Here is a 16799-nt window from a genome sequence, read left to right as displayed (position 1 = left end):
GCATCATTGCACCTGCGTCAGCTGGAGGGCGGCGGGATCGATCGTCAGCAGTTCCGCGCCCTGCCACCCGTTGCCGAGGCGCGCGGCGATGGCCGCGGGAAGGACGGGGGCAACCGAGGCGGACTGGTCCTGCCGGTGGAAGCGGGTGAACCGCGCGGCGGCCACGCCGTCGACCGCGTGCAGCACGGCGGAGACTTCGGCGAGGCTGGCGGGATGGGCGAAGGCGCGCGCCGCAAACCCGAAGGCGGTCAGCAGCGCCTCGCGCGCGGCGGCCATGACCACGGCGGCGACCGCGTCGGCGGCAAGTACCAGCCCGGCGTGCAGGACAAATCGGCGCGATCGATAGGGGGCGAGCGCGATCGGCAGGCCGTGGCGTTGCCCGGCATAGTCCCCGCCGCTGCGCACGGCGGCGATCGATTGCTCCAGGTTGTCGAACAGGGCGTCGCCGGGCAGGGGGGCGCCGCCGCGCGTGTCGGCGATTGTCAGGACGACGGCGCGCAGCGTCCGGTCGCGTACAAGGGTGGCGTCGGCCTTGCCGATCCCGGCGAACGTGCGCGCATAGTCCGCCGCGTCGGCGAGGCTGACTATGCGGGCCATCGTGCGCACGGTGCTCGGCGCATTGGCGCGTGCGGTGGCGAGGGTCTCGGGGTCTTCGGCGCCCGATGCAGGGAGCGGGTTGATCACGCCCGAGAGTCCGGCGGGCCGCTGCAGCGGCTGGCTCAGCTGCCCGGCCCTGAGCATCCCGACAAGGCCGGTGCCGATGCGGTAGCGGGCGATCAGGTTGCCCTTGCCGCTCGGCGGGCGCGCGCCGGTCACGCCGTCGCCGAACTGGATGGTGACGGTGCCGTCGTCGGCGGTGCGGGTGGTGAACACCCGGTCGCGCGGGCCTTTGCCGACGAAGTCCGCGACTTCGCGCCAGCGGGCGGGTCCGATGCGCAGTTCCAGCGTGCTCGCGCGGCCGAGCGGCGTGGGGGCCGATACCCAGGTCAGCGGCTTGCCGGGCAGCGCCACGGCCTGGAAAGCGAGCGTTGCATCGCCGTTGCCGATGGCGTCCTCGCGCGTTTCGCCGTGGCTGGCGGCGACGACGTTGGCGTTGATCCGCAGGCTGCGCGGCGTGAGCGGCGGGTCGATCTCGGCGGTAAAGGTCAGGCGGGTGGCGTCCCGCGCCGGGGGAGCGAGTTGCGGCGCGTCGCCGCCCGCCGCGACCGTGCCGATCTGGGCGATGGTGAGGATGCGCGCGGCCGCCGCGCCGCTCGCGGCCTCGGAGCCGGTCAGGGCGACGCGCTGGCCGACCGAAAGCCCGGTAACGTGGCGGCTTAGCGTCACGCTCTTGCCGCTGACGGTTTCGGTCACCGGCGTCATCGCCCAGCCGAGCAATTCGCTGACGCCGTGCACGGTGGTCGAGCGCGGCGAGAAGGCCGTCATCGCAGGGCCGCTCAGCTTCAGGCGGGTGACCTTGCCGGACATGCCGAAATCGCTGACGCTGATCTCGCTGGCTTCGGTGACCTTGTAGGTCTCCATAGTCGTCCCGGCGCGCAGCACGACCCAGCTTCCCGCCACGAAGCGTTCGTAGACCTGGTCGAGATCGACATAGTCGCGGGTGGCGGGGAACGGCGCATCGGCCCAGCTGGAACGCCTGCGCGCATAAAGGCCGGGCGCGAGCTTGCGGGTGGTGTCGAACTCGATGATCTCGCTGATGTCGTCCAGGATGCCGCCGTAGCCGATCGCGCTTACGGCGGTGTCGCCGATGCCGCCCACGATGGCCCGCTTGATCGCCTTAGCCTCCAGCGCGGCTGTGGCGATCGGCAGGAATTCGCCGACGCGCAGGGCGAGGGGCAACGACTCCCACGCGGGCGCATTGTGCCCGAACAGGCTGGCGCGCTGGCGCAGAGCGAAGACGCGGGGCGCCAGCTGCGGAATGGCAGCGGCGGTGCCGAGCGGTGCTTCGAGGACGACTTCGCTGCGCGCCGGGATCTGGTCGGCGGTGTCGGGAGGCACATCGGTCACGCCTGCGACGCGGCGGGCCTGCCAGCGGGGGCTGGTGGTCGCGGTGTCCCGCTCGGAGCCGACGATTAGCACCATGTCGCCGGTGCGCAGCTGCGTGGGCGGCTGCAGCATGAGCCTGTCGTCCCCCGCCTTCGGGGCGACGTAGCGGACGCTTTCGGCGCGCAGGTCCTGCCAGTCCGGGCGGGCGTCCATGGCGGCGTCGGTTTCGAAGATCTGGGGCTTCTCGTCGGGACCGGGGATGCTCATTACCCCTGATCCAGCGGGCAGCGAGACGACCTCCGGCGAACCGGGAATGGTGTCGCAGGTCACCGCCAGCCAGGCCGAGGCGGAGACGCCGGGTGCGGGCGCATAGCCGATCAGCCGCGCCAGTTCGAGCACCGAACGCCGCTCGGTGGCGGGGCGCAGGAAACCTTCGTTGCCGATGCGCTCGCTGTAGAATGCGAGGATGTCGAGCGCAGTGGCCCAGCCGTCGAGCAGGGCGATGGCCGGGTCGGCGGGGTCGCGCGTGGTCAGCCGGGCGAGCGCCGGGGCCTTGTGCAGCCGGTCCAGCATCGCGCCGTTGAAGCTTGCGTGCGTGGCCAGTCGCCACGGGATCATGGCGAGGTTCGCAGCGGGCGTGTCCGGCTGCGTGTCTGCGCCACCGAAGCAGGCGCATTCGGGGTCAGTGGTCATCGTCCGCCCTCCATGTCGAAGCGGATGCGGCCCCGGTCGGGATGGTCGGGGTCGTTGTCGAGCCGCAGCAGTTCCGGGCCAGTCGGTGCGATCACGCCGTCGGCGACCGGGTCTATCGGCGGCGCCCCGGCGCGGCCGAAGCGCGTCAGCATCGCCGATCGCACGCCTTCCACGCCTACGGCAGCGGCGAGGATCGCGCTGGCGTGCACCGGGTCGCCGAAGCTGCGGCGGTCGGGATGGAAGAACCCCGGCGTCCCGTCCGGCGCGGTGGCCGCGCTGAAAGTGCGCTCCAGCCGCTGCCGCACATCGGCGAGGATCGCGTCGGGATCGACGCAGACGTGCATCACGATGTCGAGCGGCACGTGGACCGGGTCGGCGACTTCGAGGTCGAAACCGGCCATGCGCTTCGCTTCCAGATGGGCGAAGAGGTCTGCGGCGAAGTCCGGGTCGTCCGTCGCGGACAAGCCGCCGATGCGGTCGACGATGAGGAACACGGTGTACCAGCTTCCCGTCCAGCGAATGCGCGCCTGTGCGCGCTGGACGCCGGGCAGTTCCTCCAGTGCGGCTGCATAGTCGGCCTCGGTCACCGCGCGGTCCTGCCGGGCGACGCGGGCGGGGGCGAAGCGGCGGATGTGCGCGGCATCCTCCCGGTCGCGGCCGCCCTGCGCCGGGAGCGGGTTGGTGACGGCGACGATACCTTCGTGCGGGGGCAGGGCGACGTGGCGCAGCACGTCGCGCCCGACGTTTACGGCCGCGCCGCCGCCCAGACGGTAGGCGACGGAGAAGCGTGTGCCCAAGGCAGGCCGCACGCCCAGCCGGTCGTCGCCGAAGCGCAAGCTCACGGTGCCGCCGTGCTCGACTTCGGCGACGGCGGCGCGGGCGAAGCGGTCGGCGCCGAGCAGGTCGGGCAGGATGTCCCACGCCTGCGCTCCGTCGGTCAGCCGGATCGCGGCATGGGTGGGCGCTTGGGCGGGCGGGGCAAGGAAGCCGGAGACCGGCCCCGATGCGGCGAAGTCCGGTGCGAAGACGACGCCGGCATGCGCCAGTTGCGGACGATAGGGCCGGTCCGTGTCCCGGGCGGTGTCGGGCAGGAGCGTGGCCTGCGGTTCCCAATGCCCGGCATCGGCAGGGGCGAGGTTCGCCATGGCGAGGGCGCAGGGACGCACTTCACCGGCAAGGCTCAGGCTGTCGAGAGGCAGCGCGAAGGGCAGGGCGTCCTCCTCGTCCCACGCGACGTCGCAGACCGGGGTGCCGTCCACCGGATCGACGGCGTGGCGCACGGCGGTCAGCCGCACCGCATGGCGCAGGCGCGGGTCGGCGTCAGTGGCCGCGCCGGTCTCTGGATCGGCGCTCTGGAGCAGCATCAACAGGTCGCCGGGGGCAAGGTTCAGCCGGGGCTCGTCCACCAGAGTGACGCCGAGCGCGCCGGGCGGCAGGCAGCAGGCCGCATCGGACCAGGTGTGGATGGGGATCGCGTCGTGGGCGGACCACAAGGTCACGTCGGCCATCGTCTCGAAGATCGCCGCGCCCGAGCGTAGCGCCGCGTCGCGCTGCGCGGCGGTCTTCAGCACCGCCTCGCGCCCGGGCTGCATCCCGGCGACGAGCTGACCGGCGGGCAGCACCCGGCCGTCCATCGCCGATCCCGCCGCGACGCCGAAGTGGACGAGCGTGCGGGCATTGGCGCCTTCGTCCACGCGGTAGTCGACCAGCCGCGCGTGGCGGCGCAGGGATATGCGGCTGCGCGCGGTGCCGAGGTAGGCCTCGGTGCCCGCCGCGTCCTGCGCGTAGCTGAGCCGGTCTGCGTGGTACGCCAGCGTCTCCACCAGTGCGAGGTAGGGATCGGCCGCGCCCCGGTCGCGCCAGCCGGGCATCAGCACCGCCAGCCTGTCGAGCATGACGCGGCGGAAGCTGGCGTAGTCCTTCGCGAGATAGTCGATGCGCGGTTCCTCGGCCACGACCGGGGGGCAGCGGTGCACGGGGGCGCAGTCGAATTCGCTGGGGCAACCGGCCTTGAACAGGAAGTCGATGGCGGCAAGGCGCGGGTCGAAACGCTGCGGTGGTTCCTCCTCCCCGCTCGCGCTGACGAGGTGCAGGACGTAAGTGGAGAAATCCCCGGCGGCATTGACGCGCAGGCGTATCCGGTTGCCGTCGGTTTCGATCAGTTCCTCCACGCCGATCCCGGTCACGCGGTCGCCGCCGGTCACGCTGAAGTTGGCCGCGACCAGCGGCGGCGAAGCGGGAACGCCATCGGTCTCGCCGGGCAGCGCATGGACGAAGAACACGTCGATCAGGGTCTGATCCGGGGAGGCGATCTCCAGATAGTCGAAGCCGTTGATGGCGTCGGGCTGCGGGTCGCCCAGGGTATCGCGCACCGCCGCCACGCGGCGCGCCTCGCGGCAGAGGTAGCGGGCGGTCATGGCAGCGGCCTTTCGATCGTCGCCAGCTTCGTTTCGCCGCTGGCGCGCAGGACGTAGGCGACGCGGATGCGCAAGGTGGCCTCCTCGATGGTCACTTCCACCTGCCCGACCTCGATCAGATCGCCGAGCCACTGGCCGAGCGCGCCCTGCAGGCCGAGTTCGACGGCCACGGCGATCGAGGGATCGTTGCCGCCGAACAGGATCTGCCGCAGGCCGCTGCCGAAGTCGGGCCGCATCACCCGCTCTCCGGGAGAGGTCAGCAGGAGCTGGCCGATCAGCATCCGCACATAGCCCTCGGCGTCCATGGCGGCGGTGCGACCACCGGAATCGAAGGCGAGGGGGAAGGCGATGTGCGGCGCCTGCGAGGTGGCTGGCTGGGTCATTGCGCGATCACTCTCGTCTGCACGGTGGTGACAGTGGGCGGGCCTTGCGGGATCTGCTCGGCGCTCTTGCACAGGCCCGGCGAGGTGGAGAGGATCAGCGGCTGCCCTCCGGCGGTGACGCGGGTGGCGGGCACCAGCCACTGCACGGTGACGCAGGGCTGGGGCTTGGCGCCCGCGCCTACCGGGACCTGGAACGGGCAGGCGGCGATCGTCGCCATGTCGGCCGTGGTCGCGGCGGGCATCCCGCCCAGCATGACGCGCGGCGACCCGGGGGCGATGCTCATCTGCCCGGAGTGGGGGCACATGCCGAGCGCGCCGACGTGGAGGATCGGGCCGGGCATCAGGTCACCACCAGCGCGCCCTGGTTCACGGTCACGGTTGGCCCCGTGAGCATGATCGTCGCGCCCTTGCCGTTGGTGATGGTGATGCCGACGTCGTTGATCGCGATCATCGCGCCGGTCATGGTTTTGAGCAGGAAGCCCCCGGTCGGCCCGGGGGTGTCGCTGATCATCAGCGTGTTCTGCCCGGCGGTCTGGATCACGAAGTTCGACAGGCCGGGCGTGCCCGCCATCGCCAGCGGCGGGACTTCGCTGGTGCTGTGGTAGTAGCACCCGGTCCAGATCGGGTAATTCAGGTTGCCCTGTTCGAACTCCAACCACACGCCCGCGCCGATCTGCGGCAGCCAGTGCATGCCCATCTGCTTGCCGGTGGCGGGAAAGCACGGTTCCGCCCATGTCGAGGGGGCGAGGCCGGGACCGTCGGGAACCTGCACCATCAGGCGGCCAGTCTGCATCGGGTCGATGTTGTTGATCACCGTGCCTCGGTACTTTCCGTAATAGCGGCGGGTCTCGGTCATGCGGCCACCTCCTGCGTCCATGAGCCGTGCGCATTGCGTGTCAGCTGGAAGTTCTGGCGGAGTTCCCCACGCTTGATCGAGGTCGTCACCGACTTGACGAGGTAGACGCCGTCGTGATGCGGCCCGGCCCCGCGCACCGGCACCAGCCGCCCGGGCACCAGCACCCGGCCGTAGCGCGCGACGTCGAGCGTGCCCGAGGCACCGACCACGCGGCTGGCCTGCGCGGCTTCTCCCAGCCCGCGCATGACCAGTTCGGGGACGTCGAGCCGTGCCTGCGTCTCCCGGTCCGAATTGCGGCCGAGGTCGGCGAGCTTGGAGAAACGGGCATAAGGTATCCAGCCCGGCCCCATCGGCGGGCTCAGGACCTCTCCGGGAATGGGGATCGGGATGGTGAGGCCGGTGCCGCGCACTTCCTGGCTGAGCAGGTAGGGCAGCAGCTTCTGGGTACCGTCGAAGGTGAAGTTCAGCGACTGCACGTTGGATGCCTGATCCATGTTCACCGTCAGCGCGGGCTGCATCGAGAAGCCCTGGCTGTTGAAGTTGCCGCCCGGCGTCAGGCCGCCGAGGTCCGGCCCCCAGTAGGCGGTCGTCACGCCTTCCTCCTCGGTTGGCTCGACCATGAAGACGTAGCCGCAATCGCGGGCGAGACGGTTGACGTGGCCGTAGTCGGTGCCTTGCTGGACGTGCCAGCCGTTTACCGGATTGGGGATCGTCCAGCTCGGCGGAGGAAGGATCGCGGCGATCACCCCCAGCGGCGTCCACCGGGCCAGGATGAAAGCGACCTGGCCCATTGGCGGCATGCCCGGCATCGGCAGGCCGGTGACGTCGTACTGGTCCATCAGTTGCGTCACGTCGCCGCCGGTGACGCTGAGGGTGGCCTTGCCGCTCTCGTTCGACTGCGCGACGTCGTAGCGGGCCACGAACCCGTCGAGCAGCACCGTGCGCAGGCCGTCGATGGTGAGCGAGAAGATGAACCGCTTGCCCGGCGTGAACATGCCACCGGGGAGCATCTCGGTCTCCACCGCGCCGCCTTTGGCGAGGTTCAGCTTCATCTGGAAACCGCCGCGCGGGGACTGGCGGGTCACCTGCAGTTCGGTGATCGCGTCGATCAGCGCGGGCGGCACCGGGTCATGGGTGATGAACCCGGTCCGGATCGAGAGCTGCGCGCCCCTAAGCATCGCCCTGCGCCTGATGCGTGGGGCCGGGCAAGGGCACCATGACCCGCGAGCCGGGCGTCGCGGCGAGCGCGTCGATGTCGGACAGCCCGGCCGCGTCGGCGAGGCGCCAGTCCAGTTCCGCCCGGCCGTAGGCCCGCGCCGCTACGAGGTCGGCGCGGTCGCTCACTCCGATTTCGGCGACCCCGGCGGGGGAGAACGCCTCGGGCGGCGGGATCAGCCGCCGGGTGACGTAGGCCGCGTCACTGCCGTCTGGCAGCGTGACGGTGGCGAGCGGCAGGCCTTGATAGCGGCTGGTCGCGCCGAATGCGGGCTCGGCGCCGGGGGTAAGGCCGGGCAGGACGGGAAGCTGCGACGTGCTCATTGCAGCGCCTCCAGCCCCAGATCGGACAAGGCCCGTCCGCCGAAGCGCCCGGCGAGGCTCTCCTTGCGCCCCTGATAAGCAAGGTAGAGCGAGGCAGGCCAGCTGGTGAAGCCGAGGTCGTTGGCATTGAGCACCCGCAGCGACAGCTTCACTTTCGCGCGGATCGGATTGAGCGCGGTGTCGAAGGCGTCCTCGGTCACGCTCATGTCGGTCAGGCGCACCGGCATCACCCGCGAACGGCCCCAGACGAAGACGGTCAGCGGTTCCGGCGCGGGCAGCACCTCGATCGCACCGCGCGCCGCCTGTGCGTGGGCCGCGCGCATCGCCGCGAGGCCGGGGTAGAGCATCCGTTCGAGGATCGCGAGCTGCGGCCAGAGGCCGAGCGTGGCGGCATCGTCGGTCGGCTCGGCATTTTCCAGCGCATCGGTGGCGTCGAGTTCGGCTTCCAGCGAGATCGTCTCGGTCGGCGGGCCGGTGAGGCGGGTCGCCTCCTCCGCCGGGGCGCCATCGGTCGCGCCGCGCGGCTGCAGGGTGCGGGAGAGGGTGTCGGGGTTGTACTGCAGCGGCACGACCTCGATCAGCACGCCGGTCTGCGCCTCGACGCGCACGAGACCGGCCTTGAGCAGACGGGGGGTGAGGGGGGAACTGGCCATCGTCGCGCCTTTTGCTTCAGGGTTTCTTTTTTTTCTTCTCGGCCCAGGGGGGATCGAGCAGGTCGATCGAGAGCCCGCGCACCGAGGTGCCCCGGATCTCGTCTTCCTGCTGCCAGCGGTCCCACTGGTTCGGGTTTTGTCGGTACTGGTAGGATTCGTAAGCACTGGAGATTGAGCGGCGGGCCAGCCAGTCGCCGATGTCCGCGCCGAACACGCCGCTCCAGAACGGTAGCAATCCGCGATAGAGAGACTCTGCCGCGGCGGCGTCCCGCAAGTCCACCGACTGCCCGCGCAGCGCCGCGGAACGTGCAAGGGCGGTCCAGTCCACACCCTCGCCGCGCCATGGGAAGAGGCTCTCGCCACTCAGTGGCGGCACCAGCGTGGCATCGAAGCGTGGCGCGTAATCCGAGGGTAGCAGGCTCGCTCCGAAGTGCGGCGCGAAGCGGGGATCGAGGAGGGGGGCGGACGCCTCCGGCTCGCTTCCGGCAGGCGGCGATGCGACATCCGGACGCCCCCCGACCAGCGGGCTCGGATCGAGCTGCAGGCGAAAATCGCCGAGCAGGCCGATGCTGGAAAGCTCCGGCGCATCGCGCAGGCGGATGCCGACGCGCCGGTTCTCTTCCACGGGGCCGAAGTCCTGCACTTCGCCCTGCGCGTGGACGTCGAGCAGCGAACCGGGCGGTAGCAGTGGTTCGATCGCCCTGCGCACGGCGACGCCGCGATGGGCGGACAAGTTGGCGTTGTAGGCGTCGTCGCCCTCCAGTGAAGCGTAGCCGTAGACGTCCACCCACAACCTGCGGCTGCGCCCGCGCATCAGGCCCTCGATCGTGGCGACGTCGCCGGGGTCGAGGTCGGCGCTGTCGCGCTCGAACAGGACGTGGCCGGTCTCCGGCATCACGCCTTCGCCGCGCTCGAACGCATCGCGCGGGGGCGCCGAGCCGATGCCGCGCGGGCGGGGCGGATCGTCGTGGAGCGCGATCGGCGGCGCGGCTCCGGTACGGGCCTGCGCGACGTGGGCGAGTTCGTGAAGCAGTACCGGCGCGCCCGCTCCGGCGCCCAGCACGACCTCGTCCCCCAGAGCGAAGGCATTGGCGCCCAGCACGTGCGTGCGCTCCCGTGCCTCGGCCCCGGTGTGGAGGCGTACTCCGGCCAGGTCGATGCCCAGCTGTGCTTCGGCCTGTCGCCGCACCGTGCCCGGCAGCAGGGAGCCGCCGCTGCGGGGGAGCAGTCCGGCCTCGTCCCGGGCTGCCCGGCGGGATGCGGGCAGCCCGCCGAGCAGCCCCGGTGCGGCCAGCCCGCGCACGGCGGTATCGCGCGCGCGGTTCTCCAGCGTGGGGCGTGCCGCTTCGGGAGAAGCGCGGGGGGAGGGCGCATTCATGGACGGTCCTCCCGGGGCCTGCCGTTCGCGTCGAGGCTCCGGAATTCCCCGGCGGTGTCGAGTGCGGGAGCCCCTGCGCGGCGCGGGGCGGGTGTCCCTGGCACCGGGCAGACCTGATCCGGATTGAGCGTGACGATCAGGTTGGTGACGCTCGCCTCGGACAAAGTTCCTTCGGCCGTACGCGGGGTCAGCCCGGCAAAGCCGATCTCGGCATCGGCGATACGGCCGATGTGCACCGCGCCCGTGCGAACGTCACGCGATCCGCGTCCGCGCGTCGGGAAGCGCAAGTCGAGCGCGCTGAGATCGAAATGATCGAGCCGTACCGCCAGTGCGCCGGGGCGCTCGGGATTGGTGATGCCCTGACGGCGGAGGCTCGGGTAGGCGTTGAAGATCGGATCGAGCGGTTGCAGCGCCCCCGTGACCGTGAGGCCCCCGAGCGCGTGCGGCGCGAGTGTCGCCGTCCCCATCGATCCCAGCGAGACGGTGAGATCCGAACCGTTGTCCAGCCCCAGCGCGAGCGCCAGCCGGTCGATCCTGAGCGGCGCGGCGTAGTCCGTGCCGCCGGAGTCCGAGGATGCCGACGGTGCGCGGGGAGAGCGTGCGCGCAGCAGGGTTTCCAGGTCGATCCGGCCCGCCTCCGCCTCGCGCAGGTGATTGCCTTCGAGGTTCCATTCGAAGAAGTCGTGATAGATCGGGATCGGCTCCGGCGTGGGCCCCATGCCTTCGGGATCGCCCGGCGGGTAGAAGTGGAAGCCGGCCCCGATGAAAAGCGTCGATCCTTCGAGGTGGAAGTCCACCAGGGCATCGGCGAGGTTGGGGATCTGGCCCTCGAGGTCGGCGTAATTGATCGAACCGTTGGTGATCGGAACGTTCACCCCGAAGGTGTAGTCCAGCGAAGGGATGCCCAGCGCCCCGTCGATCCCGTAGGCGCCGGCGAGCGTGAAGCTGCCGTTGACGTGGCTGAACAGCTCGTGGTTCGCGGCGAGCCATGCCGCGCCCGCATCTCCCGCCAGATAGCGCGAGGCTGTTGCCCCGCCGCCGCTGCCGCCGCCTGACGGGATCGGATCGATGCGGAACCACGCGTCGGTGATCGTCGCCGAGGGAATCTCGATGACCCGGCGGCCCTGGTTGTTGCCGCCGAGATCCACCGCGACTTGCGGGGACTCGATGCGGCGGATGTCGAGGTGGATGCCCGCACCCTCGTCGTCGTAGCGCAGGCCGCGTGCGTTGAGGCCGGCGAGGGTGACGTGGCCGCCTTCCGCCGCGTTGTAGGATAGCCGATCGCCTCCGATGCCGGTGCCTTCGCCGAACATGTCGTGCCGGGTGCCGCCCGCTCCCCGGCGTACGCGGATGCGCTGGTCGGGATCGCCCATCACGTAGCCGACGATCTGGGTGGCGGACCAGTTGAGGAGGTCGATGCTCATCGGCCCGTCGCCCGCGAGGTTCGCCTGAAGCACGTCGGCATCGAAGGCCATGCGGGCATTGAGCGAGCCGACCAGCTGCGCCTGCAGCCGCTCGGTGTGAAGTGCTTCGGCGCGTACGATCCCGGTGATCGCGGTGCCTCCGGCGGAGGGCACGATCTCCAGCGGCTCGTTGGTGGCGGGATCGGCAGGGCGGCCGACAAGGACAGGGCCGACCGTGAAGGGCTCGCTCTCCGGCAGGTCCAGCCAGAGGTCGAGGCTCGCAAGGTGGATACGCATCCCCGAGGCGGCCACCTGGCCAAGGCGCAGTTCGTCGATGACGATGCGTTCGTAGGGCGTGCCTGCAGCCGCCGCTGCCGCGGGCGTGGGATGCAGGTGCACCGAGAGCCGCGCGGTGATGTCGTTGACCGTGATCTCGCTGGTGTCGGGGGCGAGGATCTGCATCGACGGTCCCGAAAGCTCCAGCTGGGAGAGGTTCAGGCTGTCCAGATGCAGCGGCGCGCTGCCGTTCGCGCCGATCGAGACGACATTGCCGGAATAGCGGATCAGCCCCGTGTCGAAGTTGCGGAACCCATAGCCGAGATCGACACCCGGCCCGGTGCCGTCTCCGTAGTGGACCGTGCCCGCGCCGGAGATTCCCGTAGCCCGTCCCTCGATCGCACCGCCGGGATCGAAGGCAAAGTCGATCCTTCCGGCGTTCAGCATGCCGCTCGCGCGCAGTTGCTCGCCGTAGCGCACGAGGAAGTCGGTCTCCACCGAGCCGATCGAGCCGCGCGCCCTTGCTGCACCGGCGGTCGGCCCGATGGTGGTCGCCGCGCCGCCGAGGCCGATCAGCAGGTTGTGGACGTTGATGTCGGACAGCGTCGCCGCCTCTCCCGGCACGAAGCGCCCGCCCGGTGCGGCCTCGGGCAGTTCCAGGTGCAGCGAACCGGCATCGACGACGATCCGCGCGGCGCTGATGCGGTCGACATGGAGGCTGTCGATCGCGAATTCGCTGCGCTCGTCCGCCAGCGAGGAATAGCGGCCGGAGAAGCGCACGCCGGTGGCCACCGTCGGGCCGTCGGCGCGGATCGTGGTGCCGTCGGCGGTGTGCCAGCGGATGCGGCTGAAGGTCAGGCTGTCGAGCCACAGCGCATTGATCCGCGTGTCGCCGCCCGCCAGGACGACCTGCCCGGACACGTCGCCGCGCGTGATATGCATGCCCCCGCCGCTGCGTCCGTCCGCGCCGCGATAGGTGACGTCGGTGTCGGAGGCGACGAGGGCATCGAGGGCGACGGTCATCGTGCCGTCGCTGGCCATGTCGACACTGACCGCGCGAGGCGCGCGCTCGGCCCCTTCCGGCCGATCGAGCTGGCCACCGGCCTCCAGCATCCGGCCCATCGCGAAACGGAAGCGCATCTGGTCGAATCCGGCGACCTCGATGGCGCCGGACATCCGCGTCTCCTCGCCGCCGAGGTCGATGTCGAACCCTCGCAGCGCCAGCCCGAGCAGGGCGCCGGAGGTGATCTCGATCCGGTACGAACTGCTGCCAGCAACCAGTTTCTCGTAGCCGAGGCCGCTGCCTTCGATCCGGCCGATGCGGAAGGTCTCGATGTGGATGTTGCGGAAATCGATGCCGCCGTTCTCTCCGGTGCGGCGGCGCAGCAGGATGTCGGCGGTGATGTCGCGCGCGGTGCTCAGGCCATCCGCCCAGATGTGATGGGTGCCGTTGTTGTAGTCGAGGGCCTGCAAGTCGAGCTGGCGCACCACGAGCCCCTCGACATGCAGCCCGTCGGTAGCCACCCGCAACCCGGCGCTGACACCCGAGAGGGCGAGGGCCTGTCCCTCGCGCTCGGTGATGCCCGCGCCGTGGATGCCGCGCACCGCCACGGAACTGGCCCCGATCCGCGCGGAAAACGCCTCGCCGCCGCCTGCCGAGATGGTCGGTCCGGTCACGGTGACTTCGCGCACGCGGATGTCGAGCAGTTCGCCCAGCTGGCGCGACACTTCCAGCAGTTCGCGTTGGTCCTGCGGCGAGCGGGCCAATCCTTCCGGCACGCCGATGCCGAGCGAACGGCTCCGCAGTTCCTCGTAGCGACCGACCAGCGGGCGCAGGTGCAGCAGGTGCTCGCGCTCGGCGGGCAGAGGAGGCGGATCGGCGCGCAACTGCGCCTCGATCGCGGCGAGCGTGGGGATCGTCGCGGGCAGGGCAAGGTCGCGCAGGGTGAATTCGTCGGCGGTCACGCTCGGCCCGCTCGCCGCTGTGCCGAGGCGTGCGGGCGAAGGGGGACCGGCGCTGACGAAGCGGCGGATCGCCTCCTCGCTGGTCATCTGGCGGAAGGCCAGCGCGGCAGTGTCGCCGCCGCCGCGTATGCCGGTCAGTTCCGCATGGCCAAGGCGGACCGGGCCGTCCACGCCGTCGACGCTGACCCGCGCAATGGCGATGGAGAGGCCGCCGACACCGCCCACGCCCGTCTCGGCCTGCAAGGTGTCGAGCCGTGCCTGCTCGGCGGCGCTCAGGCGATGCCCTGCCTGCAGCCGCGCCATGAGCCCCAGCATTTCCGCCTCCAGCGGCTCCAGTGCGGCGAGCCGGGGCCGCAACTCCTCGCGATCGGCGACCAGCCCAGCGACTTGTTCGGGCGCGGCGGCGCGCGCCCGTTCGATCCGCGCGTCGAGGACGAAGATCTGCGCGCGCAGCGCCGCCGCGCGGTTGCCGCCTGCCGCCGCCGTGAAGCCCTCGACCGAGAGGCTGGCGACGCGCAGGTCGCCCATGTGAAGGCCCTGCGCGTCGATGCGCCCGACCGAGATGGTCGCGGTGCCCAGCGAGGTGTTCGCCGCCGCCCGCTCGGTCAGCGCGTCGCGGTTGAGCGCGAGGTCCCACACCAGGCCGAGCACATGGCCCAGGACCGGGGAATCGGGCAGCGGTGCGGTCTGGAAGCTGGCGCTGGCATCGACTCCGGCGATGCCGAGGTGGCGCAGGCCGGTCGGTTCGGCGTCCCCCGCGCGGGTGTGGACGATCTCGTCGAGCGAGACATCGTCCACATGGAAGCGCCCGGCACGCGGCGCCCGCAAGTCCTCTGGCGCAAAGGTGAGCGCGAAATCGAGGTCGGTGAGCGAGACGGCGCCCGCGCGCAGCGTCGATCCGGTCGAGACGGAGGCGAACCGGGTGAGCGCGATCCGGCTGGCCCGCACGCGCATGAAACCGGCGGGCCCGTTGATCTCGATATCGACGACGTTGGGCTGGGCGAGCGCCGCCTCGCGGTTGTCCGAGCCGATGGAAATCCGCTCGCCCGGCGAACGCGCCAGCACCGCGCCGGTGTAGAGCGGAGCCCCGGCGTTGCCCTCCAGCTGTTCGAGGTCGACGGTCACCCTGAGCCCGGTGGTCTCGGCATACGTCGCGGATTCCCCGGTGAAGGGGTCGGTGCCGTGGACGGGGCGGGTGTACTCCTCCAGTTCGTAGGCGCCGGTGCCGAACAGCATCGCCAGCAGGTGGCGGCTGCTCCGCGCGGCGCTGACCGTGTGCGGGCGCGGGAACGTGCGCCCCACGCGCGGGTCGTAGAGCGCGAAACGTTCGACCAGCGGCCCAAGCGGCTCGCGGGTCCAGGCCCGTTGGCGGTGCGACTGCTCGAAGATCCAGTCGAAGTCGCCCGCCGTGATGCCCATCTGGACCAGCAGCGCCAGATCGGCCGGGTTCGTCCCGTCCCATGCCGCCGGGTCGGCCAGTTGGCGGCGCAGCGGGGTTTCCCCGCGCTCGTCAGGGCGGGTGAAGGCGAACGACAGCCCTGCCTCGTGGAGCATCGACTGCGACAGTGCCCCGGCGATCCGGGCGGCATAGGCGCCGCGATCCTCAAGCTCGAAGGCGCGGCGCTGGTCCTCGGGCAGGGCGCGCAGGATGTGGAAGGCGAACAGCGCCTCCTCGAACGTCACCTCGTCGATGGTAATGATCCACAGGAAGGTGCTGACGTGGAGCAGCTGCCGCAGGTCCTCGCGGTTGAACGCCGGATCGCGGGCGCCGAGGACAGTGGCGAGATCGTTCCAGTAGCGTCGGTCCTGTTTTACTCCGTCGGAGAGGGCGGAGAACAAGCGGCGCATCAGGCCCAGGACGTCAAGCCTTCGCACGACGGCCTGCAGGACGGACAAGCCGGGCGCCGGGCGCGTGGAGGCGGGCGCGGTTCCTTCCGGCGGCGCGTGGGCAGGAGCCGGCACGGCGAGCGCGGCCAGTCGCACGAACAGGCGATAGGCCGCCTCGGCGCTGTCGTCGAAGGCGCGGGCGGCGGCGATCAGTTCGGCCTGTCCTTCCAGCAGCGCGCCCGCCTCTGCGGTGAGGTCGGACAGGGAACCGTCTTCGCCGCGAACCACGATAAGCCCGGCCATGGCGGCTTCGGCGCGCAGGTCGTCCGGCAGTTCCTCGATCAGCCGCAGGTAGAGGCGGCCCTCGTCGAGCGACTGGAAGCGCGCCTGCTCGGCCGGCGGCATGGCGCGCAGCATGTCCCAGGCGAGCGAGGCCTCCCAGTCCCGCACTGCCCAGTCGAAGAAGCTGCGGCTCAGCAGGGTACGCATCCGGGCCATGGTCCTGTCCGGCCGCCGGGTGCGGACGAGCATCGCGAAGCCGCGCGCTTCGGGTGTCTCGCCCCGGCGGTCGACGGGTTCGAGCGCGCCGATCCAGCGATCGACGATGCCTGCGCCGTCGAGCCGGGCGATGACGCTCTGCAGGCTGCTTTCCGGCAAGGGGGGAAGGGCGGCGTCCGGTGCAGGTGTCGGTGCGCCCGAGAAGCGCGGGTCCGGCACCGCGAGTGCGGGGTTTTCAGCCAGCAGCCGAAGCGCCTCACGGGCGTCCTCGCGGCTGGCGCCGGTGAGCATGATGGAGAGCGTGCGGCGCAAGTCCTCTTCGCGCCGGGTGAGGTCGGGCGCGGCCGCACGCCGTCCCGCTTCGGTGCGCGCGGCCCGGCGGCCGGCCTCCTCGCGGTCGTATTCGGGCAGGGCGGTTGTGCGCAAGGCGCGCAGGTCCGCGCCGTTATCGCCGCCTTCGAGGCGCGTGAGCTGGCCTATCGGCACGCGGCGCAGCGTGGTGACGGCGGCGTGATGTTCGGCCGGACTGAGCGAGCCGGGGTCGAGCCGCATCGCCCGGAAGATGCGATGGCCGTTGTCGGCGCGGTCCAGCATGTCCGTGGTGAACGATTCCGCTGCGGCCAGAACCTCGCGCCGATGGCTGCGTGCATGATCATCGCCAAGGCCGTTCGCGAGCGCGGCGAGCGGCCCGGTGCCCAGCTGCGCCGCCAGCACCCGCGCCGTCTCGAAAGGCAGCGGCGCGAGCAGGTCCAGCACGCGGGTCACGGCATCGGCGGACGGGGTTTCCTGCGCGAGCAGGCGAACCATGTCCTCGCGCTCGTCCCGGTAATTGGCCTCGACAACGTCTTCCAGACTGCGTGCGGGTGACGGCTCGGCCCCGTCGAAGTGCAGCGCGCCGCCGGTCGCCGCACGCGGGCGCGGCGCC

General features: G+C 71.2%; 10 protein-coding genes. All 10 read right to left on the bottom strand.

Translation table 11 applies throughout. The features are described from left to right. Positions 1 to 3: 3 nt before the first annotated feature. The 10 genes from HWN72_RS17265 to HWN72_RS17220 are packed head-to-tail and all read right to left on the bottom strand — an operon-like array spanning position 4 to position 16681. The gene (locus tag HWN72_RS17265) at positions 4 to 2679 is read right to left on the bottom strand and encodes a hypothetical protein (RefSeq protein WP_211150827.1); all 2676 of its coding nucleotides are present in this window, start codon (positions 2677 to 2679) and stop codon (positions 4 to 6) included. Next, positions 2676 to 5096, bottom strand: coding sequence for a baseplate J/gp47 family protein (locus HWN72_RS17260; RefSeq protein ID WP_211150826.1), 2421 nt, complete (start codon positions 5094 to 5096; stop codon positions 2676 to 2678). The genes HWN72_RS17265 and HWN72_RS17260 overlap by 4 nt, the downstream gene beginning before the upstream one ends. Then, positions 5093 to 5479 carry a GPW/gp25 family protein gene (locus HWN72_RS17255; protein WP_008831700.1) on the bottom strand — a complete coding sequence of 129 codons (387 nt, stop codon included), beginning with the start codon at positions 5477 to 5479 and terminating at the stop codon, positions 5093 to 5095. The genes HWN72_RS17260 and HWN72_RS17255 overlap by 4 nt, the downstream gene beginning before the upstream one ends. Then, entirely contained in the window at positions 5476 to 5820 is a 345-nt protein-coding gene (locus HWN72_RS17250; protein ID WP_211150825.1) for a hypothetical protein, read from the bottom strand. The genes HWN72_RS17255 and HWN72_RS17250 overlap by 4 nt, the downstream gene beginning before the upstream one ends. Continuing rightward, positions 5820 to 6335: a phage baseplate assembly protein V gene (locus HWN72_RS17245; RefSeq protein WP_211150824.1), complete on the bottom strand. Its 516-nt coding sequence runs from the start codon at positions 6333 to 6335 to the stop codon at positions 5820 to 5822. The genes HWN72_RS17250 and HWN72_RS17245 overlap by 1 nt, the downstream gene beginning before the upstream one ends. Further along, positions 6332 to 7513, bottom strand: coding sequence for a hypothetical protein (locus HWN72_RS17240; protein ID WP_036529072.1), 1182 nt, complete (start codon positions 7511 to 7513; stop codon positions 6332 to 6334). The genes HWN72_RS17245 and HWN72_RS17240 overlap by 4 nt, the downstream gene beginning before the upstream one ends. Continuing rightward, on the bottom strand, positions 7506 to 7874 hold the full coding sequence (locus HWN72_RS17235; protein WP_211150823.1) for a hypothetical protein: 369 nt from the start codon (positions 7872 to 7874) through the stop codon (positions 7506 to 7508). Before HWN72_RS17235 ends, HWN72_RS17240 begins: the two co-directional genes overlap by 8 nt. Beyond that, positions 7871 to 8527 carry a hypothetical protein gene (locus HWN72_RS17230; RefSeq protein ID WP_008831695.1) on the bottom strand — a complete coding sequence of 219 codons (657 nt, stop codon included), beginning with the start codon at positions 8525 to 8527 and terminating at the stop codon, positions 7871 to 7873. The genes HWN72_RS17235 and HWN72_RS17230 overlap by 4 nt, the downstream gene beginning before the upstream one ends. Positions 8528 to 8543: 16 nt before the next feature. Continuing rightward, a complete protein-coding gene (locus tag HWN72_RS17225; protein ID WP_211150822.1) occupies positions 8544 to 9905 on the bottom strand; it encodes a DUF4157 domain-containing protein in 1362 nt (453 codons plus the stop codon). Further along, complete coding sequence (locus HWN72_RS17220; RefSeq protein WP_211150821.1) at positions 9902 to 16681, bottom strand: hypothetical protein; 6780 nt, start codon at positions 16679 to 16681, stop codon at positions 9902 to 9904. The genes HWN72_RS17225 and HWN72_RS17220 overlap by 4 nt, the downstream gene beginning before the upstream one ends. Between the last annotated feature and the right edge of the window lie 118 nt (positions 16682 to 16799).

The organism is Novosphingobium sp. HR1a (genome assembly GCF_015594425.1).
GTDB lineage: Bacteria > Pseudomonadota > Alphaproteobacteria > Sphingomonadales > Sphingomonadaceae > Novosphingobium > Novosphingobium resinovorum_A.
Note: the sequence above shows the minus strand (reverse complement) of the source record. Positions and strands in the feature narration are given on the sequence as shown.

Excerpts from the sequence above, each read along its gene's own strand:
- HWN72_RS17265 (WP_211150827.1), bottom strand. The coding sequence starts at position 2,679 with ATGACCACTGACCCCGAATGCGCCTGCTTCGGTGGCGCAGACACGCAG.
- HWN72_RS17260 (WP_211150826.1), bottom strand. The coding sequence starts at position 5,096 with ATGACCGCCCGCTACCTCTGCCGCGAGGCGCGCCGCGTGGCGGCGGTG.
- HWN72_RS17255 (WP_008831700.1), bottom strand. The coding sequence starts at position 5,479 with ATGACCCAGCCAGCCACCTCGCAGGCGCCGCACATCGCCTTCCCCCTC.
- HWN72_RS17250 (WP_211150825.1), bottom strand. The coding sequence starts at position 5,820 with ATGCCCGGCCCGATCCTCCACGTCGGCGCGCTCGGCATGTGCCCCCAC.
- HWN72_RS17245 (WP_211150824.1), bottom strand. The coding sequence starts at position 6,335 with ATGACCGAGACCCGCCGCTATTACGGAAAGTACCGAGGCACGGTGATC.
- HWN72_RS17240 (WP_036529072.1), bottom strand. The coding sequence starts at position 7,513 with ATGCTTAGGGGCGCGCAGCTCTCGATCCGGACCGGGTTCATCACCCAT.
- HWN72_RS17235 (WP_211150823.1), bottom strand. The coding sequence starts at position 7,874 with ATGAGCACGTCGCAGCTTCCCGTCCTGCCCGGCCTTACCCCCGGCGCC.
- HWN72_RS17230 (WP_008831695.1), bottom strand. The coding sequence starts at position 8,527 with ATGGCCAGTTCCCCCCTCACCCCCCGTCTGCTCAAGGCCGGTCTCGTG.
- HWN72_RS17225 (WP_211150822.1), bottom strand. The coding sequence starts at position 9,905 with ATGAATGCGCCCTCCCCCCGCGCTTCTCCCGAAGCGGCACGCCCCACG.
- HWN72_RS17220 (WP_211150821.1), bottom strand. The coding sequence starts at position 16,681 with ATGGTTCGCCTGCTCGCGCAGGAAACCCCGTCCGCCGATGCCGTGACC.